The sequence below is a fragment of the Morganella psychrotolerans genome (genome assembly GCF_001676155.1).
Classification (GTDB): domain Bacteria; phylum Pseudomonadota; class Gammaproteobacteria; order Enterobacterales; family Enterobacteriaceae; genus Morganella; species Morganella psychrotolerans.
This window is the reverse complement of the sequence record NZ_LZEW01000001.1, coordinates 663,903-688,100: the sequence shown is the minus strand read 5'-3', so window position 1 is coordinate 688,100 and position 24,198 is coordinate 663,903. Positions and strand designations below refer to the sequence as shown.

The 24,198-nt window shown below is 49.6% G+C and carries 22 protein-coding genes, 3 pseudogenes and 1 other annotated feature; of the genes and pseudogenes, 17 read left to right on the top strand and 8 right to left on the bottom strand.

Annotated features, from left to right (window positions below; all coding sequences use genetic code 11):
• Window positions 1-215 precede the first annotated feature (215 nt).
• A complete protein-coding gene (locus AYY16_RS03450) occupies window positions 216-467 on the top strand; it encodes a DUF2498 family protein (protein WP_067362116.1) in 252 nt (83 codons plus the stop codon).
• Window positions 468-542: 75 nt separating this feature from the next.
• Here the strand turns inward: AYY16_RS03450 and sohB are convergent.
• Window positions 543-1,596 (bottom strand): annotated as a pseudogene (gene sohB / locus AYY16_RS03445) (protease SohB).
• 181 nt (window positions 1,597-1,777) lie between these two features.
• Here sohB and AYY16_RS03440 point away from each other — a divergent pair.
• A complete protein-coding gene (locus tag AYY16_RS03440; RefSeq protein WP_067362113.1) occupies window positions 1,778-2,560 on the top strand; it encodes a YciK family oxidoreductase in 783 nt (260 codons plus the stop codon).
• A 70-nt stretch (window positions 2,561-2,630) separates the two neighbouring features.
• Here AYY16_RS03440 and AYY16_RS03435 read toward each other — a convergent pair whose 3' ends face one another.
• The 4 genes from AYY16_RS03435 to rnm form a co-directional block, all read right to left on the bottom strand.
• Window positions 2,631-3,518, bottom strand: a complete 888-nt coding sequence (locus AYY16_RS03435) for a hypothetical protein (protein ID WP_235846200.1) — start codon at window positions 3,516-3,518, stop codon at window positions 2,631-2,633.
• A 256-nt stretch (window positions 3,519-3,774) separates the two neighbouring features.
• Window positions 3,775-4,707 (bottom strand): 23S rRNA pseudouridine(2605) synthase RluB, encoded by a 933-nt coding sequence (gene rluB, locus AYY16_RS03430; RefSeq protein WP_067362108.1) that lies wholly within the window; start codon window positions 4,705-4,707, stop codon window positions 3,775-3,777.
• A 114-nt stretch (window positions 4,708-4,821) separates the two neighbouring features.
• Window positions 4,822-5,442, bottom strand: a complete 621-nt coding sequence (locus AYY16_RS03425; protein ID WP_067362105.1) for an L-threonylcarbamoyladenylate synthase — start codon at window positions 5,440-5,442, stop codon at window positions 4,822-4,824.
• 21 nt (window positions 5,443-5,463) lie between these two features.
• Window positions 5,464-6,324: an RNase RNM gene (gene rnm / locus AYY16_RS03420; RefSeq protein WP_067362102.1), complete on the bottom strand. Its 861-nt coding sequence runs from the start codon at window positions 6,322-6,324 to the stop codon at window positions 5,464-5,466.
• A 181-nt stretch (window positions 6,325-6,505) separates the two neighbouring features.
• Window positions 6,506-6,612: a sequence feature (Trp leader region), on the top strand.
• Between the two features lie 33 nt (window positions 6,613-6,645).
• Between rnm and AYY16_RS03415 the strand changes: the two genes are divergently transcribed.
• From AYY16_RS03415 to AYY16_RS03385, 7 genes and pseudogenes are all read left to right on the top strand, one after another.
• Window positions 6,646-8,205, top strand: a complete 1,560-nt coding sequence (locus AYY16_RS03415) for an anthranilate synthase component 1 (RefSeq protein ID WP_067362099.1) — start codon at window positions 6,646-6,648, stop codon at window positions 8,203-8,205.
• A complete protein-coding gene (locus AYY16_RS03410; protein ID WP_067362096.1) occupies window positions 8,205-8,783 on the top strand; it encodes an aminodeoxychorismate/anthranilate synthase component II in 579 nt (192 codons plus the stop codon). The genes AYY16_RS03415 and AYY16_RS03410 overlap by 1 nt, the downstream gene beginning before the upstream one ends.
• Window positions 8,784-8,958: 175 nt before the next feature.
• The gene (gene trpD / locus AYY16_RS03405; protein WP_067362093.1) at window positions 8,959-9,957 is read left to right on the top strand and encodes an anthranilate phosphoribosyltransferase; all 999 of its coding nucleotides are present in this window, start codon (window positions 8,959-8,961) and stop codon (window positions 9,955-9,957) included.
• A 5-nt stretch (window positions 9,958-9,962) separates the two neighbouring features.
• A pseudogene (trpCF, locus tag AYY16_RS03400) lies at window positions 9,963-11,331 on the top strand (bifunctional indole-3-glycerol-phosphate synthase TrpC/phosphoribosylanthranilate isomerase TrpF).
• A gap of 26 nt (window positions 11,332-11,357) precedes the next feature.
• Window positions 11,358-12,548, top strand: coding sequence for a tryptophan synthase subunit beta (gene trpB / locus AYY16_RS03395; RefSeq protein WP_067362089.1), 1,191 nt, complete (start codon window positions 11,358-11,360; stop codon window positions 12,546-12,548).
• Window positions 12,548-13,354, top strand: a complete 807-nt coding sequence (trpA, locus tag AYY16_RS03390) for a tryptophan synthase subunit alpha (RefSeq protein WP_067362086.1) — start codon at window positions 12,548-12,550, stop codon at window positions 13,352-13,354. Before trpB ends, trpA begins: the two co-directional genes overlap by 1 nt.
• Before the next feature lie 304 nt (window positions 13,355-13,658).
• Complete coding sequence (locus tag AYY16_RS03385) at window positions 13,659-13,973, top strand: BON domain-containing protein (protein WP_067362083.1); 315 nt, start codon at window positions 13,659-13,661, stop codon at window positions 13,971-13,973.
• 74 nt (window positions 13,974-14,047) lie between these two features.
• Here AYY16_RS03385 and ompW read toward each other — a convergent pair whose 3' ends face one another.
• Window positions 14,048-14,686: an outer membrane protein OmpW gene (ompW, locus tag AYY16_RS03380; protein WP_067362080.1), complete on the bottom strand. Its 639-nt coding sequence runs from the start codon at window positions 14,684-14,686 to the stop codon at window positions 14,048-14,050.
• 447 nt (window positions 14,687-15,133) lie between these two features.
• Here ompW and AYY16_RS03375 point away from each other — a divergent pair, with 447 nt between their 5' ends.
• The 3 genes from AYY16_RS03375 to AYY16_RS03370 all read left to right on the top strand — a co-directional run bounded on the left by AYY16_RS03375 (window position 15,134) and on the right by AYY16_RS03370 (window position 16,839).
• Window positions 15,134-15,910: a YciC family protein gene (locus AYY16_RS03375; RefSeq protein WP_067362077.1), complete on the top strand. Its 777-nt coding sequence runs from the start codon at window positions 15,134-15,136 to the stop codon at window positions 15,908-15,910.
• A gap of 61 nt (window positions 15,911-15,971) precedes the next feature.
• Entirely contained in the window at window positions 15,972-16,103 is a 132-nt protein-coding gene (locus AYY16_RS21640) for an aminoglycoside 6-adenylyltransferase (RefSeq protein WP_082970574.1), read from the top strand.
• On the top strand, window positions 16,051-16,839 hold the full coding sequence (locus tag AYY16_RS03370) for an aminoglycoside 6-adenylyltransferase (protein WP_082970573.1): 789 nt from the start codon (window positions 16,051-16,053) through the stop codon (window positions 16,837-16,839). The genes AYY16_RS21640 and AYY16_RS03370 overlap by 53 nt, the downstream gene beginning before the upstream one ends.
• Window positions 16,840-16,917: 78 nt before the next feature.
• Here the strand turns inward: AYY16_RS03370 and AYY16_RS03365 are convergent, their stop codons facing one another.
• Window positions 16,918-17,334 (bottom strand): YgiW/YdeI family stress tolerance OB fold protein, encoded by a 417-nt coding sequence (locus AYY16_RS03365; RefSeq protein WP_067362074.1) that lies wholly within the window; start codon window positions 17,332-17,334, stop codon window positions 16,918-16,920.
• Between the two features lie 181 nt (window positions 17,335-17,515).
• Here AYY16_RS03365 and qseB point away from each other — a divergent pair, with 181 nt between their 5' ends.
• A complete protein-coding gene (gene qseB / locus AYY16_RS03360; RefSeq protein WP_067362071.1) occupies window positions 17,516-18,187 on the top strand; it encodes a quorum sensing response regulator transcription factor QseB in 672 nt (223 codons plus the stop codon).
• Window positions 18,174-19,521, top strand: a pseudogene (qseC, locus tag AYY16_RS03355) (quorum sensing histidine kinase QseC). The gene qseB and the pseudogene qseC overlap by 14 nt, the downstream one beginning before the upstream one ends.
• Here the strand turns inward: qseC and AYY16_RS03350 are convergent.
• Complete coding sequence (locus AYY16_RS03350) at window positions 19,522-21,285, bottom strand: SulP family inorganic anion transporter (protein ID WP_190973072.1); 1,764 nt, start codon at window positions 21,283-21,285, stop codon at window positions 19,522-19,524. It lies immediately after the preceding pseudogene.
• Window positions 21,286-21,514: 229 nt separating this feature from the next.
• On the opposite strand from AYY16_RS03350, the gene AYY16_RS03345 reads away from it, so the two are divergent.
• The 3 genes from AYY16_RS03345 (at window position 21,515) to dbpA (ending at window position 24,098) form a co-directional block, all read left to right on the top strand.
• Window positions 21,515-22,057, top strand: coding sequence for a septation protein A (locus tag AYY16_RS03345; protein WP_067362068.1), 543 nt, complete (start codon window positions 21,515-21,517; stop codon window positions 22,055-22,057).
• 68 nt (window positions 22,058-22,125) lie between these two features.
• Window positions 22,126-22,560, top strand: a complete 435-nt coding sequence (yciA, locus tag AYY16_RS03340) for an acyl-CoA thioester hydrolase YciA (protein WP_067362065.1) — start codon at window positions 22,126-22,128, stop codon at window positions 22,558-22,560.
• A gap of 164 nt (window positions 22,561-22,724) precedes the next feature.
• Entirely contained in the window at window positions 22,725-24,098 is a 1,374-nt protein-coding gene (gene dbpA, locus AYY16_RS03335) for an ATP-dependent RNA helicase DbpA (RefSeq protein ID WP_067362062.1), read from the top strand.
• Window positions 24,099-24,198: the final 100 nt, after the last annotated feature.

Here is a 24,198-nt window from a genome sequence, read left to right as displayed (position 1 = left end):
TGCGGCACTTTCGTAATAGATCAACTCTTTTTTATACTAATGCTTTGTTTCAACTCAAAACATCTGTCGTGAAATGATGTATTTTTTAATATCGCCGTCGCTAAAGTGTATTACGCAAGCAGTCATCCCGCAAAAGTGCGGGGATCTTGAAAAACCCACACTTTACCTGATAAATAGTGATGCGCAACAAAATATTTTTTAAAGGAGTTCACAAAATGCCAAAAGAAACCATCGCCGCCGGTAAAGCCGAACTGTTAGAAAAAGCGAATAAAATCATACAGGAACATGACGACTTCATTGAAGGAATGATCGCTGATGATGTTGAACAAAAATGTGGCGTACTGGTTTTTAAAGGTGAATACTTTTTAGACGACCAGGGCCTGCCGACACTCAAAAGTGCCGCAGTATTTAATATGTTTAAACATCTCGCACATACTATGTCAGAGCAATATCATTTAGTCGGTTGACAGATGATATCCGGTATAAACTGACAAAAACAATAACGGCAGCCTGAGCTGCCGTTACTTTATGCTTATTTGCGGTTATTTTCCGACCGGTCCGTTACCGCGCTGCCACCAGCGCAGAATAAGACGATCCGCACTGAGCATAACACTTTGCGTCAGTTTATCGATAAGCCGTCTGCGGCGGAAATAACGCACCTGAATCACTTCGTGGTCAGGTATTGCGGCGATAATTAAATCATCACTGACCGCGATTTCATCAACCAGTCCCAGATCTTTTGCCTGTGTGCCGTACCAGTGTTCACCGGTTGCCACTTTTTCAATATCCAGTGACGGACGATTCTCAGACACAAAGCTTTTAAACAGAACGTGAGTTTCATCCAGTTCCTGACGGAATTTTTCACGCCCTTCATCTGTATTCTGTCCGATAAAGGTCAGCGTACGTTTGTATTGACCCGCTGTATGCATCTCTACATCAATATCATTTTTCTTGAGCAGACGGTGAATGTTCGGTACCTGTGCCACCACACCAATCGAGCCGAGGATAGCAAACGGTGCAGCCACAATTTTGTCTGCCACACACGCCATCATATACCCGCCGCTGGCCGCTACTTTATCCACCGCGATCGTGATACGGATATTTTTCTCACGTAAGCGCGTCAGTTGTGCCGCTGCCAGACCATATGCATGAACCAGCCCGCCCGGGCTTTCCAGGCGAATCAGTACTTCATCCAGCCCGCTTTCTGCGACAGACAGGATAATGGTAATTTCCTCACGCAGAGACTCCACTTCATGTGCGTCCAGGCTGCCTTTAAAGTCAATCACATAAACACATGGCTTGCGTAAACGGGTCTGCCCGTCTTTTGCATTGTTTTTGTCTTTTTTTATCTTCGTTTTTTTGTTGTTTTTTAAACGCTTTATTCCAGATTTTCTGCTCCGCTTCACTCATGCGGGCATGCTGCATTTCACGCTGTCTGTCGCGGTAATTTTCCCCCAGATCAGTCAGACGCAATTTACCCAAAGATTGCCCTTTACGGATGCTGAGCATGACAAAAAATACAACAATGGCAATGATTGCCAGAACAATTGTTACGGTTTCTGCAAGAAACAAACCGTATTGTGAGAGAAACTCCACCGGCACACCTTAATACTGAAAAATTGAATGCCGCTATTTTAACTAAAAAAAACTGATAAATGCTCAACTAGTTTTGTAACCCTTGATGGCAATCACGCCCTGAGGACGGTATGATAAAAATGGATTCACGCCACGCCTGTGATGTGATACCCGTCCATTCGCTTTTCCGGAGTTATCTGCCATGCATAATAATGATGTATCTCACTTTACCCCATCCTCACCTGATGCCCTGCAAAATAAAGTTATTCTGATAACCGGAGCGGGTGACGGGATCGGCCGTGAAGCGGCACTCACTTACGCCCGCTACGGCGCAGAACTTATTCTGACGGGGCGTACAGAGAGCAAACTGCGTACTGTCAGTGATGAAATCGCACAGAAATACGGTGTCACTCCCCGCATTTATTGTCATGACCTGCTGACACTGACAGCAGAACAGTGCCGCGATTTTGCTGCTGTTCTGGCACACGCCGTACCGCATCTTGATGGTGTTCTGCATAATGCCGGTATTCTGGGTGTGGTCGCACCGATGACGGAACAACCGCCGCAGTTGTGGCAGGATGTGATGCAGGTAAATGTGAATGCCACCTTTATGCTGACACAGGCACTGCTGCCGCTGCTGCTGCGCGCACCGCAAAGTTCGCTGGTCTTTACATCATCCAGTGTGGGTCGTGAAGGTCGCGCTGGCTGGGGTGCTTATGCCGTATCCAAATTTGCGACAGAAGGCATGATGCAGGTACTCGCTCAGGAATATGCAGGAACCGGTCTGCGCACCAACTGCATTAATCCCGGCGGCACACGCACCGCAATGCGTGCCGGTGCATTTCCTGATGAAGCATCAGAAAAACTGAAAACACCGGCAGATATTATGCCGACATATCTGTATGTCATGTGTAATGACAGTGCGGGTAAAAACGGAATCAGTTTTGATGCGCAACCGGGCCGGAAAGCCGGACCTGCCGAATAAAAACAGCAACACGATACCCAACGTCATTCACGCCGCCAACGAACCTGCAGTTTGAATGAATAAGGGTATATTAGTGTGCCGGGGGTAAATCATCCTCTGTAAGAGGCAATATCCCGGCACCAAAGATTTCCCCTGATTCCTGAATAAAATCGCTGAATTTCCGGCCTTCCTCTTTTTCAGCGGTATTATCTTTTTCCCGGCGCAAGGTCGCCTGCCGGTAGTGCTGCGCCATAGACATCAGAACCGTATGATAGCGGTTGTATATATCGCGTTTTTTATTCACATCCCGCTGGTGCTGATATTCTGTCAGTATCGCCGCTATTTCTTTTTCACCCTGCTGTAATTGCGGATCGATAAAATTAAAATTGCGCAGACGATACGTAAACGTAATTTCGGCATCCTGATCAGGTGTAATAATCGTATTATCCGGTAGTGAACTCACCCCGCGGGGATGATATTTCAGAAACTGACGAAACTCAGGTTCATTAAAGCAAACCGTCATCATTCCCTTTTTACCTGCAACATAACTTTCCAGCTCTGCTTTTACGTCAGCCACTTCACCCGGATACTGACATTTAAAAACATTATTATCGATAAGCTCCGCATTACTGGTGCGCAGCGGCCCCTGATAATAATGTCCGTCAAATTCAAATTGCCTTACCAGTGAATTAAACATCGGAGAATGCAACATTTCGTCGTCATAAATAGTGTAGGAATAATAGCGGGTGCGTGACGGATTAATAATACCACCGCTGTTACCCGGGTAGGCAATAAACTGGATAGATTGTCCCTGGGGTGTTTCCAGCTGATTCAGTCCCGCCGGTAAATAAAGCATGCCGCTTTTTTGGTGAGCAACATGAATACTTTTCCCGTTCAGCGTAAAAAAAAATATCGTCCCCGGTAATATTACTGAAGTAATACCGGCTCTGTTCCGGGGGTTCGGGCTGTGTGCTGTCATCGCATCCCTGAAGAAAGCCGATGAGCGCAAACAGGCTATATCTGGTTATCGCGATATTCATCTCCTTCACAGAAAAGGTCTTTTACCGGAAATACGCCCGCTGATGAAAGCACAGACAGAATATCTTAACGTACCTGATGAGTATTTGCATGATCCGGACATAAAAAAAACGCCCGCAGTCACTTACTTCGGGCGTTTATAATATTACTCAGCTATCCGGACACACAAAAATACGTGTTTTTCGTAAAAAACGCGGTTATTTCCCTGCGCGGCGCTTCTGGGTAACACCGGTTCCCTGGCGGGAAGAGGCAGGACGGGCAGAAGTACGCTTCGGCGCACCGGCTCCCGGCAGAGCATGACGTTTCACCGCACGGCGAATCTGATTCGCTTTGATCCGGCGCTTATCACTTTCCACTGACACTTTTGTTGTTATTTCAGGTGCCAGCCCCACTAATTCGCGCAGGTAATTCGTTTTTTCCAGGTTCAGTTCAACCCACCCGCCACGCGGCAGCGCTTTAGGTAAATCAATATCCCCGTAGCGGACGCGGATCAGGCGGCTGACCTGCACACCCACGGCTTCCCACATACGGCGGACTTCCCGGTTACGGCCCTCTGTCAGCGTGACATTAAACCACTGGTTGATCCCTTCACCGCCCTTAAATTTCAGGGCGCGGAATGAGGCAGGACCATCTTCCAGCTGAACACCTTTCAATAACTGATTACGCTTGGTGTCATCCACTTCACCGAATACACGCACCGCATATTCGCGTTCCACTTCACGGCTCGGGTGCATCAGGCGGTTTGCCAGCTCACCGTCGGTTGTGAATAACAGCAAACCACTGGTATTAACATCCAGGCGCCCGACTGCAATCCAGCGTGCCCCTGAAATTTTAGGTAAACGGTCAAATACGGTCGGACGGCCATCCGGATCATTACGGGTACATAATTCCCCTTCCGGTTTGTAGTATGCCAGTACGCGACACGGATTTTTTTGTGCGTCTTTAACACCCAGTACACGCCCGTCAAAACGGATTTTTGCACTGGTATTCACATCAATACGGTCGCCAAGTGTGGCGGTTTTTCCGTCAATAGAGATGCGTCCTGCTTCGATATAGCCTTCAATTTCACGGCGTGAACCATGCCCTGCATGGGCTAATACTTTTTGTAACTTTTCTGTCTTCTGGCTCATTGAGCACCCTCTGCTGTCGCCTTCACAGGCGTCATGAAAATCAACCGCAACATTATACACAGGTTCATGCACGGCGCTAACGCATTTTACACATACCATGCACATCTGCGGCGGTTACAGGAACGGTGAAACATCCCCGGTACCTTCACGGACAATAACCGGCGTGTCATCTGTCAGGTCAATCACCGTTGTCGGCTGCTGCCCGATATATCCGCCGTTAATTACCAAATCCACCTGCTTACCGAGGGTATCATTGATCTCTTCCGGATCAGATTCCGCGAAATCATTACCCGGCAGGATCAGGCTGGCAGACATAATAGGCTCACCCATTGCGGCAAGCAGTTCCATAGCAATCGGGTTAGCTGGTATCCGCATCCCGATTGTTTTACGTTTTTCACTCATCAGACGGCGGGGCACTTCTTTTGTTGCCCGCAGAATAAAGGTGTAATTACCCGGCGTATTATTTTTGATTAAACGAAATACGCTGTTATCCACCTGGGCGTAGGTCGAAATGTCGGATAAATCACGACACATCAGGGTAAAGTTATGATTACTGTCAATCTGACGCAGGCGGCAAATCCGCTGTAATGCGTCTTTATCTTCCAACCGGCAGCCGATAGCATAGCCGGAATCGGTCGGATAAATGACCACGCCGCCCTTATTGATAATCTCCACGCACTGCTTTATTACGCGTGCCTGCGGGTTATCAGGATGGATATGAAACATCTGGCCCATTGTATTTCCTCTGTTAATCCTTCACGACCAATCCTGCCAGACTGGTATCACGCCTCCCGGCAACCACAATTTACGGCCCAGTTCTATCCACGAACACGGCTGATGAAAATCGGATCCCTGAGAGGCTTTTAATCCGTATGTTAACGCATATTCCGCCAGAACCCGGCGCTCATCCGGTGCCTGCTGGCACTGTGCCACTTCCATGGCATCACCGCCGGTCTGTTTAAAGAAATCACACAACCGTTTCAGCCATTTGGCGGATAACCCGTAGCGACCGGGATGCGCCAGCACCGCCTGACCACCGGCGGCATGAATAGCGTCAACCGCCTCACTGATTTCACACCACTGCGGCGGCACATAGCCGGTTTTTCCACGGGCTAAAAAGCGTTTAAACACTTTCGGAATAGTGGATTCCACTTTCCGGGCAATCAACACCCTGGCAAAATGCCCGCGGGTGACTTCTCCGCCCTGCGCCAGCTCACAAGCTTCTTCCCAGGTGCCGGGAATACCGGCCTTCTCCAGGCGCTCGCCTATCTGCATTCCGCGCTCACGGCGGCGTGTTGATTGCTGCGCTAATAATTGTGTCATAGCCGGGTGCTGAATATCAATATTCAGCCCGACAATATGAATTTCATGATGTTCCCACAGCGTTGATATTTCAACACCATTAATCACTTTCAGCGGCAAATTATGTGTCTGCTGATAATGATGCGCAACAGGAAGTGCATCTGTCGTATCGTGATCAGTAATCGCTAACACTGTCACGCCCATCTCCAGGGCTCTGTCCAGTAACTGCTCTGGTGTCAGAATGCCGTCTGACGCTGTGGTATGGCTGTGCAAATCATAGCACTCCCGGTCTATACCTGTGTTTTCCGGCTCCATCGCGTCTCCTCTTTATTCTCTCTGACAACCGCCTGTTTACCCGGGCTTTTCCCGGGGAGGCGTAGTATTCCACAAATATCCTTGACACACCAATCGCGATCTAGTTTACTAGTACGTAGAACGAGGCATATTTAATCACAGATTTCATAAAGGACATCCCATGAACATGCACAAACTAAACAATCGTTGGTGGCGTAACTCTTCCCGTCGGGCGGAATGGTTGTGCGTGCATGTCAGCTGACAGGCTGAACCAAAGCACAGAACCCGCCCCATGGCGGGTTTTTTTATGGCAAAAATACTCATGAGATAAGGTAAATAATAATGAACAGCCCGATTTTCACACATATAACCCTGATTGATTATCCGGTCTATCAGCCGGATCCTGCCGCTGTCTTTACCGCACTTTGTGCACAGCGCCCGGCAACGCTGTTATTAGAATCTGCTGAAATAACCTCCAAGGCAAATTTAAAAAGTCTGCTTATTCTGCACAGCGCCCTGCGGATACGCTGCCCGGGTCATACCGTGACCATAGAAGCCCTGAATATAAACGGAGCGGCGCTGTTACCGGCACTGCATACACAACTGGCAGCAAAAGCGGTATGTGAAATCACAGAGAACATGCTGACTGTCCGCTTCACACCCCCTGCGGCAGATACTGATGAAGATACCCGGCTGCGCGCAGATTCTGTATTTGATGTATTGCGCACCCTGATGAACCTGCCGTCAACGCCTGATGACCGCCGGAATTTATTCTGCGGCGGTCTGTTCAGTTATGATTTAGTAGCCGGTTTTGAAGCATTACCGGCTGTAACATCGGTAAATAATTGCCCGGATTACTGCTTTTATCTGGCAGAAACCCTGCTGACCATTGATCACCAACAACAGACCAGCGAGCTTATCACTCTCACATTTACTGACGACAAAACTGAACAGGTACGCCTGGCATCACAGCACAATGCGTTATTAACCATGCTGGCGGATGAAATCACCGATTCTGCGGTTGTGTCTCCGGTGGACATCAATGTGACAACGTCACATTCAGATGAGGTATTCTGCCGTATTGTCACTGACTTAAAACAATCCATTGTTCAGGGTGATATTTTTCAGGTCGTGCCGTCACGCCGCTTTCAGTTACCCTGCCCGTCGCCGATGGCCGCTTACCGGGTCCTGAAAAACCGCAATCCGAGCCCGTATCTGTTCTATATGCAGGACAGCGATTTCACCCTGTTCGGCGCATCACCGGAAAGTGCGCTGAAATATGACCCCGCAACCCGCCTGATTGAAATCTATCCGATTGCAGGTACCCGTCCCCGTGGATTGCATGCAGACGGCAGTGTGGATGCCGATAAAGACAGCCGCCTGGAACTGGATCTGCGCACTGACCAGAAAGAGCTTGCCGAACATTTTATGTTAGTGGATCTCGCCCGTAACGATCTCGCCCGTATCTGCCGCCCCGGCACCCGCAGCGTGGCAGAACTGACAAAAGTGGATCGCTATGCATTTGTGATGCATCTGGTGTCCCGCGTAACCGGCGAATTACGTAATGACCTGGATATTTTTCATGCTTATCAGGCCTGTATGAATATGGGCACACTGACCGGCGCGCCTAAAGTCCGCGCCATGCAACTGATTGCACAGACAGAAAAAATCCGCCGTGGCAGCTACGGTGGCGCGGTCGGCTACTTTCGCGGCGACAGTACATTTGATACCTGCATTGTTATCCGCTCCGCATATGTTGAAAACGGTATCGCCACCGTTCAGGCGGGCGGCGGCGTGGTACTGGATTCCGATCCGCAGGCAGAAGCCGATGAAAACCGCAACAAAGCCCGTGCGGTGATCCGCGCAATTACCCGCGCACATCACGCAGAGGAGACATTCTGATGGCTGATATTTTACTGCTCGATAATGTTGATTCTTTCACCTACAACCTGGTCGATCAGTTCCGCGCACAGGGGCACAGAGTGGTGATTTACCGCAACCGGGTTCCGGCAGAGGTGATCCTCACGGCACTGGAAGAGATGCACAATCCGGTTCTGGTACTCTCTCCGGGTCCCGGTAAACCGGCAGATGCAGGCTGTCAGCCGCAGGTGCTGCGCGCTGTCACCGGGCGTTACCCGATCATCGGAATTTGCCTCGGGCATCAGGCAATTATTGAAGCCTACGGCGGCAAAGTCAGCAGCGCAGGAACTGTACTGCACGGCAAAGCCAGCCTGCTGCAACATGATAATCAGGCAATGTTTAATGGTCTGCCGAACCCGATGAAAGTGGCACGTTATCATTCACTTGCCGCAGAAATCACCCCGGTGGCACTGACAATTTGTGCCACCAGCGACAATATTGTGATGGCGGTGCGCCATGATCAACACAAAGTTTGCGGATTACAGTTTCACCCTGAATCAATTTTAACCCCGGAAGGTGCGGCATTGCTGGCAAACACGCTGGCATGGGCGCAGGCATAACTCAACCCTGAAAAAACATAAAAAAAACAGACAAATACCCAACGTCATTCAGGATGCAGGCAGGCGGCAAGGGAAGACAGACGGGGAGCATACATAAGTATGTGACCCAGCTGGCTGAGCGCAGCCAACGAACCTGCAGTTTGAATGAATAAGGGTATAAATAAGGAATAGAGAGATGCAAAATTTATTTGAAAAACTATACCGGGGCGAAGCACTAAATCAGGCAGAAAGCCGGGAACTGTTCTCTGCGATTATCCGTGGCGAACTGAGTGAATCCCAGCTTGCCGCAGCCTTAATCAGCATGAAAATGCGCGGCGAACAGCCGGACGAAATCGCCGGAGCCGCACAAGCCTGCCTGGACAATGCACGGGCGTTTCCCCGTCCGGACTATCGTTTCAGTGATATTGTCGGCACCGGCGGTGATGCTTCAGACAGCATCAATATCTCAACCGCCAGCGCATTTGTCGCCGCTGCCTGCGGTATAAAAGTCGCCAAACACGGCAGCCGCAGTGTTTCAAGCAGAACCGGATCGTCTGATTTGCTCAATGCCTTCGGTATCGCGCTTGATACTCCGGCTGAAATATCACGCAGCGCCCTGGATGATGTCGGCGTCTGTTTTCTGTTTGCGCCCCACTATCACGACGGCTTCCGTTTTGCCGCCCCGGTGCGCCAACAACTGAAAACCCGCACACTGTTTAATGTCCTCGGACCGCTTATCAACCCCGCCCGCCCGCCGGTGGCGCTGATTGGTGTTTACAGCCCGGCGCTTATCCGCCCTGTCGCACAAACCCTGAAAGTGCTGGGTTATCAGCGGGCAGCGGTCGTTCACAGCGGCGGCATGGATGAAGTTTCCCTTCATGCCGCGACACAGGTTGCAGAGCTGCATAACGGCGAAATTCGTGAATACAGCCTGACGGCGGATGATTTTGCATTGCCGGTTTATGATATGAATGAATTACGCGGCGGTACGCCGGAAGAAAATCGTCAGTTACTGACCCGGTTATTACAGGGCGAAGGCACGGCCGCGCATAACCATGCGGTTGCCGCGAATGTCGCCCTGCTGATGAAACTCAATGATAACGAAGACTTACGAGCCAATGCGCATCATGCGCTGGCAATGATCCACAGTGGCAACGCCTTTGAGCGCGTCACCGCCCTGGCCGCGAGAGGATAATGACCATGAAAGGCACCGTATTAGAACAAATCATCAATGATAAACGTATCTCATTGATCGAGCGGAAAAAAACAAGAGCCATTACTGAATTTTGCCGATACATTACAGCCAAGTGACCGGGATTTTTATCAGGCACTGAGCAGCACAAAAACAGTGTATATCTTAGAATGCAAGAAAGCATCGCCATCCAAAGGACTGATCCGACAGAATTTTAATCCGGAAGAGATTGCCCTTGCTTATGCACCTTATGCAGCCGCAGTGTCTGTTCTGACAGATGAAAAATACTTTCAGGGGCAGCATGACTATCTGCGCCGGGTACGAGCGCAGATTTCACAGCCGGTACTGTGCAAAGATTTTATGATTGATGCCTATCAGGTCTATCTGGCACGCCATTACGGTGCTGATGCGATTTTACTGATGCTGTCTGTGCTCAATGATGCGGAATATCACTCTCTCGCGACCCTTGCTCACTCTCTGAATATGGGCGTGCTGACAGAAGTCAGTACAGAAGAGGAACTGACCCGCGCCATTCATCTGGAGGCAAAAGTCATCGGTATTAATAACCGAGACTTACGCGATCTCTCGATTGATCGCAACCGCACAAAAGACTTTGCGCCGCGCATTCCGGCTGACTGCATTATTATCAGCGAATCAGGCATTACCACGCATCAGCACATCCGCGAGCTCTCCCCGTATGCCAATGGGTTTCTGATCGGCAGTGCGATTATGGCGCAGGCGGATCTGGATTTTGCTATCCGCCGCCTGATATTCGGTGAGCACAAAGTGTGCGGACTGACCCGCGCAGATGATGCCAGCGCCGTCTATGACGCCGGTGGCACATTTGGCGGACTGATATTTGTCAGTGATTCCCCGCGTTATGTGAATGAAACACAAGCCGCTGTTGTTATATCCGGCGCACCGCTGGCGTATGTCGGTGTGTTCCGAAATCACGACCCGGCAGAGATTGCCGCCATTGCCCGCCGCCTGAAACTGCATGCTGTTCAGTTACACGGCAGCGAAGATGCCCATGATATTGCGATGCTCCGCCTGCATCTGCCGGTGCAGTGTGAAATCTGGAAAGCGCTGGATATGTCACATCAGCCTGATATTACCGTGCCTGACGGCGTGGTGCGCCTGGTTCTGGATAACGGTAAAGGCGGCTCCGGACATACATTTGACTGGACAACACTGCCCGCCTCACTGCCGGTGCCCTTTACCCTTGCGGGCGGGCTGAATGCGGAAAACTGCCTTGCAGCTGTATCCTGCGCCGCATCCGGGCTGGATTTTAACTCCGGCGCAGAATCCGCCCCCGGAATTAAAGATGCAGACAAAATCCGCATCTTATTTGAAAAATTACATATGCACGTTGCCTAACGACTTAAACAGAAAGGATCAGAAAAATGAGTAAGTTAAATCCCTATTTTGGCGAGTTCGGCGGGCAATTTGTCCCGCAGATTTTAATCCCGGCTCTGGATCAACTGGAAGATGCCTTTATTGCCGCACAAGAAGACCCGGAATTTCAGCGCGAATTTACCGATCTCCTGAAAAACTATGCAGGACGCCCGACCGCACTGACACTATGCAAAAATCTGACGGCGGGCAGCAAAACCAAACTGTATCTCAAGCGGGAAGATTTACTGCACGGCGGCGCACATAAAACCAACCAGGTTCTGGGACAGGCACTGCTGGCAAGACGCATGGGTAAAACCGAAATTATTGCGGAAACCGGTGCCGGTCAGCACGGCGTGGCAACAGCACTCGCCTGCGCACTGCTGGGCATGAAATGCCGTGTGTATATGGGCGCCAAAGATGTCGAGCGTCAGTCACCCAACGTTTTTCGTATGCGCCTGATGGGGGCAGAAGTGATCCCGGTTCACAGTGGTTCATCCACCCTTAAAGATGCCTGTAATGAAGCACTGCGCGACTGGAGCGGCAGTTATGAACGCGCCCACTATCTGCTGGGCACAGCGGCAGGTCCGCACCCGTACCCGACCATTGTCCGTGAATTTCAGCGCATGATCGGCGATGAAGCCCGCGCACAAATTCTGGAACGCGAAGGTCGCCTGCCGGATGCGGTGATCGCCTGTATCGGCGGTGGCTCTAATGCTATCGGCGCATTTGCCGGGTTTATCCCCGATGAATCTGTCAGCCTGATTGGTGTCGAGCCGGGCGGACACGGCATTGAAACCGGTGAGCACGGCGCACCGCTGAAACACGGACGCGTTGGTATCTATTTCGGCATGAAATCGCCGATGATGCAGACAGAAAACGGCCAGATTGAAGAATCTTACTCCATCTCTGCCGGGCTGGACTTCCCGTCTGTCGGACCACAACACGCGCATCTTAATGCCATCGGACGGGCAGACTATGTCTCTGCCACTGATGATGAAGCCCTTGACGCCTTTAAAGCACTGAGCCGCTACGAAGGGATTATCCCGGCACTGGAATCTGCCCATGCTCTGGCTCATGCCCTGAAGATGATCCGCGAAAATCCGGAGAAAGAACAACTTCTTATCGTCAATGTCTCCGGACGGGGTGATAAAGATATTTTCACTGTTTATGACATTCTTAAAGAAAGAGGTGATTTCTGATGAACCGGTATGAACAACTTTTTCAGCAGCTGACGGCCCGCAACCAGGGTGCTTTTGTACCGTTTGTCACGCTCGGTGACCCGTCCGCAGAAGTCTCTTTACAGATTATCGATGCCCTCGTGGCAGGTGGTGCGGATGCTCTGGAGCTCGGTATTCCGTTTTCTGATCCGCTGGCAGACGGTCCGACCATTCAGGATGCCAATCTGCGTGCTTTTGCCGCCGGTATTACCCCTGCCCGCTGTTTTGAGCTGATAGCGCAGATCCGTGCAAAATACCCGCAGTTACCTATCGGGTTACTGATGTATGCCAACCTGGTCTTTCATGGCGGGATAAATCAGTTTTATGCCAATGCGGCGGCAGCCGGTGTGGATTCGGTACTGATCGCCGATGTGCCGTTACATGAATCACAGCCCTTCAGTGAAGCTGCGCTGGCTAATAATATCGCGCCTATCTTTATCTGCCCGCCGGATGCGGACGACAAATTACTTCAGGCGATTGCTGCCGCCGGGAAAGGCTACACCTATCTGCTCTCCCGCGCAGGTGTTACCGGCACAGAAAACCGGGCAGAAAAATCTCTCGCCTCTCTGGCGGGTAAACTGAATGCTTATAAGGCCGCTCCACCGATTCAGGGCTTCGGAATTTCCGAACCGGAACAAGTCCGTGAATCACTGAAAAATGGTGCGGCGGGGGCAATTTCCGGTTCAGCCGTAGTAAATATTATTGCAGAACATCTGGATAATGTACCGCTGATGTGTGAATGCCTGCGGGAATTTACGCAGAAAATGAAAAGCGCGACACAATTGTGATTATTTCATTTAGCGCGCTGATATTGGTGGGTTATTCTTGTTGTTAATCATATTGATTTCATTAATACTCAAAGTGTCAGGCATTCATTGTCATCTATACCCAACGTCATTCAAGATGCAGGAAGGCGGCAAGGGAAGTTAGACGGGGAGCATACATGAGTATGTGACCCGACTAGCTGAGTACCGCCAACGCACCTGCAGTTTGAATGAATAAGGGTATATACTCTGAATAATTCGGGATACCTGTAGGCGACAAGTGAAGACAGGCATCCTGAAGTATGACGAGTATAAATAAGGAGAGTATATGAAATACATGAAACTGGTTACATCACTCTTTGTTGTCATGTTTATGGCGTTTACGCTGTCCGCCTGTGCTCCGAGCGCAACAAGCGAAGGCACCGGAGGCTATTTTGATGACTCCGTGATCACGACAAAAGTAAAAACAGCGCTGCTGGGTGAAAAAGGCATTAAATCCACCCAAATCAGTGTGGAAACCTTTAAAGGTAAAGTACAGCTCAGCGGGTTTGTCTCAAGCGACAAAGAAGCGACTCTGGCTGTAAATACTGCGCGTAAAGTCCCGGGCGTCAAGCTTGTGATTAACTCCATGAAGCTGCGATGATGCAGATATAAAAAAACGGCGCTCTTTTTCAGGCGCCGTTTTCTTTTTCAGCTATTTTCAGCTAACTGCGGTTATCAGAATTTGTAACCGGCACCGAACATAAAGACAAACGGGTCAAGACGGGTTTTGTACGAATAGTTTTCGCCACCGGCGGTGAAATCCACATCTGTTTCGATATTCATCCACCAGACAGAGGCATTCAGTAACCAGTTTTTGTCTAATTCATAGTCCAGACCAGCCTGCGCTGCCACACCCCATGATCCGCTCATGCTCAGGTCACTTAAACCGGCATTTTTACCGTTGTCGTTAAATCCTTCGTCAAAGAAGAAGGTGTAGTTAATACCGACGCCGAGGTACGGACGTAATTTATCTTCCGGAGTACGGAAATAATATTGCGCCATCAGAGTTGGTGGTAAATGTTTAGCCGTTGCAATTTCACCCGTTCCCGGGGTGGAAATTTTATGTTCAAACGGAGTAGCAGCTAATAATTCAATACCGATATTATCAGTTGCCATATAAGTAAAGGTTAAACCTAACTGAGTATTATTATTCGCTTCAAAAGAACCGACAGAACCCAGAACGTTATCAGACCCGGTATTCGGGCGTACAGTTGCTGTACCGCCGCGAATAATCATATCACCGGCCTGGTGCGCAATTGAAACTGACGGCAAAACCGTTGCCAGTGCTAAAAACACAGCAGAAAGCTTTTTCATTATCTATCCCATCCTAAAAAAAAAGAAAAAAAATTACAATAAATACAGTTTGAAATATACAGCCTTAAATCGAATTATGATCCAAGACAGATCACAAGATTTAAATAAAAAAACAATAATCACGCAAAATCGGATTTATTATTCCATGGGATTTATTTCTTTTATTGATTTGAATCAATAACACATTTCATCATTTTTATTGTATTAATAATTCGGGTGGTTTATATCAATTTTAAACATGTTATGTGTATCTTTCAGCCTTTATCTCTGTTTTATTATTGTTGCGAAAATGTGTATTTTTATGATTGTTATTTATCCTGCAATGCCTGAAACCTCTATTTTTGCCCGGCAGGCAGGTTACACTCTCCGCCATTTTGTTTTACAATTACGTAAAGCGTTTTAATTTATGTCTATACCCAACGTCATTCAGGATACAGGAGCCGTTTCATGTCCATGTCGGTGTCAGGCCTTGCCCGCGACAGTCTTAATTTTTTCCGCAATCAGGCTGCATCTGTTCTGGTTATTTCTCTGCTCACCGCCGTTATTGCCGTTGCTCTCAACGTCCTGCTGACTTATAACTCTAACGGAACGGATATCATCCGTATGTTGGAATCCACCTATATTAATGAGGGTTCCGGCGAATTTCAGCGCGCAGTCGCCGCACTGACTGCCGACGACCAGTGGCAGATGCTGAAAACCGGGCTGGGCAGTATTTTAGGCTCTCTGCTGGGTAATGCGGTTTTTGTGACATCCATAATTTTCCTGGTATTCAGCGCATCACAGGGCGAGACTCTGACAGCGGTTCAGGCAATCACCGGCTCTGCCGGACGTATACCGCGCATGTTAGTTCTGTTGCTTATCTGTTCGCTAGTGATAGCTCTCGGGTTGGTCGCCATGTATTTACCGGGTCTGGTGCTGGCGATGCTGCTGGCTCTCGCGCCTATCGTGATGTTCACCGAAAAAAACAGTATTTTCACCGCGATTAAAATCAGCGGTAATATTGCGATGAAAAATATCAGAACACTTCTGCCGGCTATTTTAATCTGGTTTGCACTGAAACAGGTATCCGTTATGTTACTCAGCCGGTTACCGCTGCCGAATGAACATATTACGATGGTCATCGTATTGTTCTTAAATAACATTATCAGCGGGCTGATGATTATTTATCTGTTCCGGTTTTATCAGTTATTTACGCAATCACAATCGATTAACGATTATCAGTAATTCGTTATTCCCCGCCCCGTCTGTCTGACGGGGTTTTCTTTTTTATTCCCGGAGTTGGATTATGCGAAGTAACGATAATATTTCTCAGGCAATTCTTTGCTGTGCGCAATCTGACAATAATATCAGAGCAGTTATTCTCAATGGCTCACGGGCAAATAAACAGGTTAAAAAAAGACAAATATCAGGATTTTGACTTAGTCTTTTTTGTACAGGATATTAACGCAGCTAAATCAATCCGTCCGTGGGAAGCACTCTTAGGTGTTCCGGTATTACAGCAATGCCCCGATGATATGTTACCGGAAAATAAAGATACGCCTGCGCGCGCGGAATACACATACCTGATGATCTATGAAGATGGTCATCGTATTGATTTGACACTGTTTCCCCTCAGTCATATAACAACGGATTACACACACGACAGCCTGAGTATTCTCTGGCTGGATAAAGATAATTTATTTAATTCGCTGCCGCCCGCAGATGAAAGCAGTTATTTTATCACCCCGCCGGATGCCCGCTTATTTGCAGAAACCGCCAATGAGTTCTGGTGGTGCGCCACCAACGTGGCAAAAGGTCTGGCAAGACATGAAATCACTTTTGCCAAAGAGATGACAGACAATGTCATTCGCCCGGTATTTATGCAGATGCTTGACTGGAAAATTGGCTGTACACACGGATTTAACCTCACCACCGGCAAAGCCGGGAAATATATTTCCCGTTATCTGACCAATGCAGAAATGCAGGCTATATCAGATACCTATTCCGATGCAGCTCCGGAAAATAACTGGCAGGCATTGTTTGTTATGCTGCAATTATTTGGCGAATTTCAGAAAATAACCGCAGACAAAATGGGCTTTGCAATAAATACCGGAACCGGAGAAGCAGAGGCGTCTGTTCGTTATATTAAACGGGTTTATGCGGATGTGGGTTAGGAATTGGCTAACTGTCAGAGCGTAGCTGATATGAAAATGCCCCATTCCGGGGCATTTTCAAAACTAAACATTAAGCGATTACTGCACTTTGCGTACCGCTTTTACATCCAGTTCGGTTTTATTCCACTCTTTATCGATTTCCCCTTCGACTTCAATTTCATCCTGCGGAGTGACTTTTAAGCCATCCCAGCGTTTCGGGGAAATTTCCACACGGATGGTGCCGGTGCTGTCTTTAAATTCGTAGTGCTTATTATCAATCTGGCTGACGATTTTTCCGCGCAGCACAACATTTGCATCATCGGATAATTTCAGCGCGTCGGCAACCGTCATTTTACGGGCATCAGGACCGCTGAATCCGCCGGTTTGGGTTGTGGTGGCTGTGGTTGCAGATGGTGCGCCCGGACCTTCAAACCCACCGTTTTTTGCAGCAAAAGCAGAGCCTGCGGAGCCGGCCAGTAATGTAGCAAGTAATGCGAGTGCAGGTAATTTCTTCATTATTTATCTCCTGATATAAGGAAGCATTGTTGCTTCATGAGATGCATTTAACCATTAAGTTCTTAACAGGATCTTAAAGATAGCCTATTTTTAATTATATTTTTAATTTTAGACAAAACAGGTGGTTATCCTGTGACTTCTGCGCTAAAACTACCACAGCGATACCCCGGGGATAAATATAATGCGAATTTTATTAATTGAAGATGACCGCCTGATTGGCGATGGATTGAAAATCGGGCTGACAAAACTCGGCTTCACTATAGATTGGTTCACTGATGGTATAACCGGGCAGCAGGCGCTGTTTTCCGCGCCTTATGATGCCGTGATCCTCGATCTGTCTCTGCCGGGTATTGACGGGCTGGATATTCTGAAACAGTGGCGGGCACAGAGCCGCGATGAACCGGTGCTGATTTTAACTGCCCGTGATGCGCTGGAGCAGCGGGTTGGCGGGTTACAGCAGGGAGCGGATGATTATCTGTGTAAGCCGTTTGCCCTGGCGGAAGTCGCTGCGCGCTTGCAGGCGCTGATCCGCCGCCGCCATGGTCAGCTATCCGCAAAACTGGCGCACGGCAATGTGGAGATGGACCCCGTCGCGATGACCGTCACCCGCAACGGCGTACCGGTTTCCCTGAAAGGAAAAGAACTCGCCCTGCTCGCGCTGTTTTTGAATAACCCGCAGAAAGTTCTCACCCGCGCCATGATTGAAGAAAAATTGTATAACTGGGATGAAGAGGTATCCAGCAATGCGGTCGAAGTGCATATCCATCATCTGCGCCGTAAATTAGGGCGGGAATTTATCAAAACACGCCACGGCATCGGCTATATTCTGGGTAATGATGATGAAAATATTTAGTCTGCGTCTGCGGCTGGGCGGCTTGCTGCTGTTGCTCTCCCTGATAACCTGGGGTACCGCCAGCGTGTTTGCCTGGTTCCAGACCACAAAGTCCATTAATGAATTATTCGACACGCAACAAATGGGCTTTGCCAAACGCCTGTCTGTTTTACCGTCCAATCTGGATCTTCCTCCGTCCATCATTAAGAAAACAAAAAAAATCCTCTCCGGTAACCGGGGTAAACAGGATAATGATGCTCTCGCCTTTGCCATTTTTACGCCGCAAGGGGAACGGGTACTTGATGATGGTGAAAATGGTAGAAAAATCCCCTTTTCTGATAAAAAAATCCGGCTTTCGTGATGGCTCACTGATTGATGACAGTGATAAGTGGCGCTTTGTGCAACTACCGTCTGTCGATGGTCACTATGTTATTGTGGTCGGTCAGGAATGGGAGTACCGCGAGGATACAGGGCTGAAAATTATTACTGCGCAGGTTATTCCCTGGCTGGTTGCGCTGCCGGTAATGCTGCTACTGTTTTTATGGCTGCTGACGCGTTCACTGAAGCCACTGCGCCTGCTTGCCCGCCAGTTACAGCACCGTAATCCTGCCGATCTAACCCCCGTTGCCCCGCCGGTACTGCCCCGCGAGGTAAAACCGATGCTGGATGCACTGAACGGATTATTTGCGCGTATCAGTACGTTACGGGAGCGGGAGAGTCAGTTTACCTCTGATGCGGCTCATGAATTACGCAGTCCGCTGGCCGCCCTGCGGGTGCAATCGGAAGTGATGCAGATTGCCGGAGACGACCCGGCAACCCGCGAACACGTTGTCGCCAACCTGTTAACCGGTATCGACCGGGCAACACGCCTTGTGGATCAGTTACTGACACTGTCGCGGCTGGAATCACAATCACAACCCGTCAGTTGCACTGTGTTGCGCTGGACGGATATCATCAGTGATGCGGTTGCACAAACACAGAATGAAGCCGATGAACATCATGTAACTGTGCGCAAAATAATCACAGATCCGGAACAGACTATCAGCGGCGAACACCTTCTTCTTACTGTGATGCTGCGCAATCTGCTGCATAACGCGGTCCGCTACGGGCGGGATGGCGGGAGCGTTCAGTTAACACTCAGCCCGCAACAATTAGTAATTGAAGATGACGGACCGGGTGTGAGCGCGGATGTGCAGGCCCGGTTAGGTGAGCGCTTTTACCGCCCGCCGGGACAGGAAAAAACCGGCAGCGGGCTGGGACTGTCTATCGTGAAACGCATTGCGGAACTGCATCATCTGACTATACAGTTCCGCCAACCTGCGCAGGGCGGATTTTGCGTGGTAATCAGCTGGTGATCACGCAGTCTGCGCTGTTTCTCCGCTGCTGCCCTCTTCCGCCTGTGACAGCGCCTCTTCCATTGCTTTTACTCTGCTTTGCTGTTTGCTCTGGATCAGGCGGATAGCAAAGTAGAGATCAGGCACAATAATCAAATCGTCATCATTGCGTTTGATTTTATTTTCAGAGACCCAGCGCGTCAGTTCTGTGCGTCGCCCCGCCAGGATAAGCGTGACACCTTTGATTTTCAGCTCGGTCACCAGCTCATTCAGTGTGGTAAACACGCTCATGTCATTGTTAATAAAGCTGACGGTTGCATCAATCGCCACCCAGGCAGGGCGCTTCGGTGCCGTGTTCACCATCTGCAATACCCGCTTTTTGAAATAAGCGACATTGAAATAGGTCAGCGGGGAATTGAACCGGTACATCATTAATCCGTCGACCTGATCAATATCCACATTACTGTTGTTCATTGAATGGATCATGCCCTGCTCATCCACGCCCAACAGTTGGTCAGTCGGACGGAAAACCGTGCGCAGAAACTGCATCAACCCCAGCAGAACGGCAAAACCAATGCCATTAATCAGTCCCACCAGCAGGACTGCAACCAGGGTAAACAGCGCCAGGGTAAACGCGGAGTGATTGCGCTTACGGAATGAAAATATCTGCCGGATACTGAACATCGACCAGGACGAATAAATCAGAACCACGCCGAGGGTTGCCAGCGGAATATGCCCTAAGAAGCCGGTTAGAAAGAGCAGCACCAGCGCGATCAAACCAGCGGCAATCAATGACACCATCTGGGTTTTTCCGCCGCTGGCGTCATTTACCGCCGTCCGGCTGGTTGCGGCACTGACCGCAAATCCCTGGGATAAACCGGAGGCGATATTAATATAGCCTTGCGCGCGCAGTTCCTGATCCACATCGATGGCATAGCCGTTTTTCTCGGCAAAGCTGCGGACCGTCATCATAAAGCTGACGATACTTATCACGGCTAAGTTTAATGACGGGATCACCAGTTCACGCAGCAGACCCGGGTCAAACGCCGGCATTTTGATATGCGGCAGTCCGTCGCCCAGATTGCCGACAATCCCGATACCCATCGTGGAAAAATCCATCCATGCGCTGACCAGTGTGGCGATAGTCATCACAATCAGCGGGCCCGGCCAGTTGCGGCGGATTTTACCCAGCAGCAACAGCGCCGCCAGGCTGACAGCGGTCAGCACCAGTGTCGGAAAGTGAACCAGGTGTAATTTCCCCGGCAAGGCAAACAGCCGCTCAATCAGCGGAGACGGCAGCCCGGAGACGCCCAGCACATTACCAATCTGCCCGGCAATAATCGTTGCCGCCACACCATTAAGCAGCCCCTGCAAAATTGGCTGTGAAAGGAAATCAGCGAACGCGGCCAGTTTGAAATGACCGGCGATCAGACACCAGACCCCGGTCATCAGCGTCATAATGATCGCCAGTTGCCAGAGCGTATCCGGGTCACCTTTCGCCAGCGGAATAATTGCCGCCGCAATGACTGCGCAGGTGGCAGCATCCGGTCCGACAATCAACTGGCGCGATGAGCCGAACAAGGCATAAGTGACCATCGGCAGAATACAGGCATACAGCCCGACAATCGCATTGATGCCCATCAGCCCGGTATAGGCGATCGCGACCGGCAGTGCGACTGCGGCAACAGAAAGCCCGGCGCGGATATCGTAACGCAGGTTTTTGCGTTCATAGTGCAGAAAAACGGAAAGTCCCGGCATCCAGCGCAGAAGTCGGCTTTGCGGCATTGTTGACCCTTATAGATATGTCATATAGTGTCGTATTAAGACGTAAAATTTAATTTTACAGCTAATAATTAAACTGATTTATAACCGAATGCGGATAAAGAAGATAGTCATCGCCCGTCTTATGGTAAAATATTGCAAAGTCATTTGTAATATATTTTTTTTTCTTTAAAAATAAGCGGCTGGATGGCAATGTGCTTAAAATAAATTTAAATTTCGGACTGACTCAATTATGAAGCAACTACTCGATTTTATTCCCCTGGTTATCTTTTTTGCCATATATAAAACCATGGATATCTATTATGCCTCCGGCGCATTAATCGCCGCATCTGCGGTAGCGCTCGCTGTTCGCTGGTTTCTGTATAAACATCTGGAAAAATCTGCCGTTATCACTTTTGCGATTGTGGCGATTTTCGGCACACTGACCATCGTTTTCCATGACCCGCTGTTTATCAAATGGAAAGTGACTATTATTTATGCCCTGTTTGCCCTGGTATTGCTGGGCAGCCAGTTGTTCTTCAAAAAACCGCTGATCCAGAAAATGCTGGGTAAAGAACTGACACTGCCGCCTCATGTGTGGCAACGTCTGAATATCGCCTGGTCCCTGTTCTTTATTATCTGCGCTGCGGTCAATATTTATGTCGCATTCTGGCTGTCGATGGATACCTGGATTAATTTCAAAGTCTTTGGTCTGACCGCTGTAACGCTGGTGTTTACCCTTATCAGTGTGGTATATATTTACCGTCATCTGCCGCGCGAAGAAGAAGAAAAATAATAAAATCAACCGGATACCTGTCTGTATTGGACGGTATCCTTTTTGTCAAACGGACGTAAGTGTTTCTCATGACTCAACAACAATGTTTACCTAACGGGGAACTGGTGCTGCGCACCTTAACCATGCCGATGGATACCAACGCCAACGGTGATATTTTCGGCGGCTGGTTAATGTCACAAATGGATATCGGTGGTGCTATCCTGGCAAAAGAAATGGCACTCGGGCGCGTCGTCACCGTGCGTGTCGACGGGATAACCTTCCTGCGCTCTGTGGCTGTCGGGGATGTGGTCTGCTGTTACGCGCGCTGCCTGAAAACCGGCAATTCATCCATGACAGTCAAGGTCGAAGTCTGGGTGAAAAAAGTGGCAACGGATCCGATTGGTGATCGCTACCGGGCGACAGAAGCGGTATTTTGCTATGTCGCCGTTGACGCTGATAACCGTCCCCGCCCTTTACCTGACGGAAAACGTAATTTTCAGTTAGGCAGCAGTAACAGCGATTAAAATTAAGATAATGCATTTCCTCCGGGCCACTCAGTAAGAGTGGCCTTTTTTGTACCCGGGTCAAACGACCGCCACCGGATACAGCAGGTTCCCCGCGACACAACCGGTAAGGGATAGTATCATTGGCGGATATCTCTCTTTTTATTTAATCCGGAATTTTCATTGTGACCTCATTTGCTGAACTTAACGCGCTTCCCGCAGAACAACTCGCCAACCTGACCGAACTGGGCTATCTGACCATGACCCCTGTTCAGGAGGCAGCACTGCCGGCTATTCTCGCCGGAAAAGATATCCGCGCCCAGGCAAAAACCGGCAGCGGTAAAACGGCTGCATTTGGTCTGGGTCTGTTACAGCAGATTGATGCCAGACAATTCACCACACAATCACTGGTGCTGTGCCCGACGCGTGAACTGGCCGACCAGGTCGCCGGTGAGCTGCGCCGTCTGGCGCGTTATCTGCCGAACATCAAAATTCTGACCCTGTGCGGCGGCGTGCCGTTCAGTATTCAGCGCGATTCACTGATCCATGCCGCACATATTATTGTGGCAACACCGGGTCGTCTGCTTGATCACCTGAGTAAAGAAACTGTGCATCTGGACGGGTTACAGACCCTGGTGCTGGATGAAGCTGATCGCATGCTGGATATGGGCTTTGCTGATGATATCAGCGCCATCGTGGACAGCACCCCGGCAAATCGTCAGACACTGTTATTTTCCGCCACCTGGCCGGATGAAATCGCAACGTTCAGCCGCCGTTTTCAACGCGACCCGCTGACAATTGAAATTAACAGCACCGATGAACTGCCTCCCGTCGAACAGCAGTTCTATGAAGTGTCCCGCCGCGGTAAAATTGATTTATTACAGAAATTGCTGAGCCGTGAACAACCGGCGTCCTGCGTGGTGTTCTGTAACACAAAAATAGATTGCCAGGATGTTTTTGAAGCACTGAGTGACAGCAATCAGAGCGTACTGGTACTGCATGGTGATATGGAACAGCGTGATCGTGACCAGACTCTGATCCGCTTTGCGAACGGCAGCAGCCGCGTACTGGTTGCAACTGATGTCGCTTCCCGCGGGCTGGATATCAAATCTCTGGAAATGGTGATTAACTACGAGCTGGCGTGGGACCCTGAAATTCATATCCACCGCATCGGGCGTACTGCCCGCGCAGGCGAAAGCGGACTGGCAGTCAGCCTTTGCGCACCGGAAGAAGCGCCGCGCGCCAATGCACTGGAAGAAATGCTCCGGATGAAACTGAACTGGCAGCCGGTACCGACCGGGCTTTCCATCACCCCGCTGGAGCCTGCAATGACAACTCTGTGCATTGACGGCGGCAAAAAAGCCAAACTGCGTCCCGGTGATATTCTGGGCGCCATGACCGGCGATATGGGGCTTAATGGCGCTGACATCGGTAAAATCGTTATCCATCCGATGCACACCTATGTTGCAATCCGCCAATCAGTCGCAAACCATGCACGCAAGCAGTTACAGCAAGGCAAAATTAAAGGTAAAGCAGTCAGAGTCAGACTGCTGAAATAAACCCGAAGGACAGTAAATTATATCAGCGGATGATAATCAGTATTAACTATAAAACCAGGCTATTGCGGGCTGATTTTATTCCATCAGCGTCCCTGCTTTT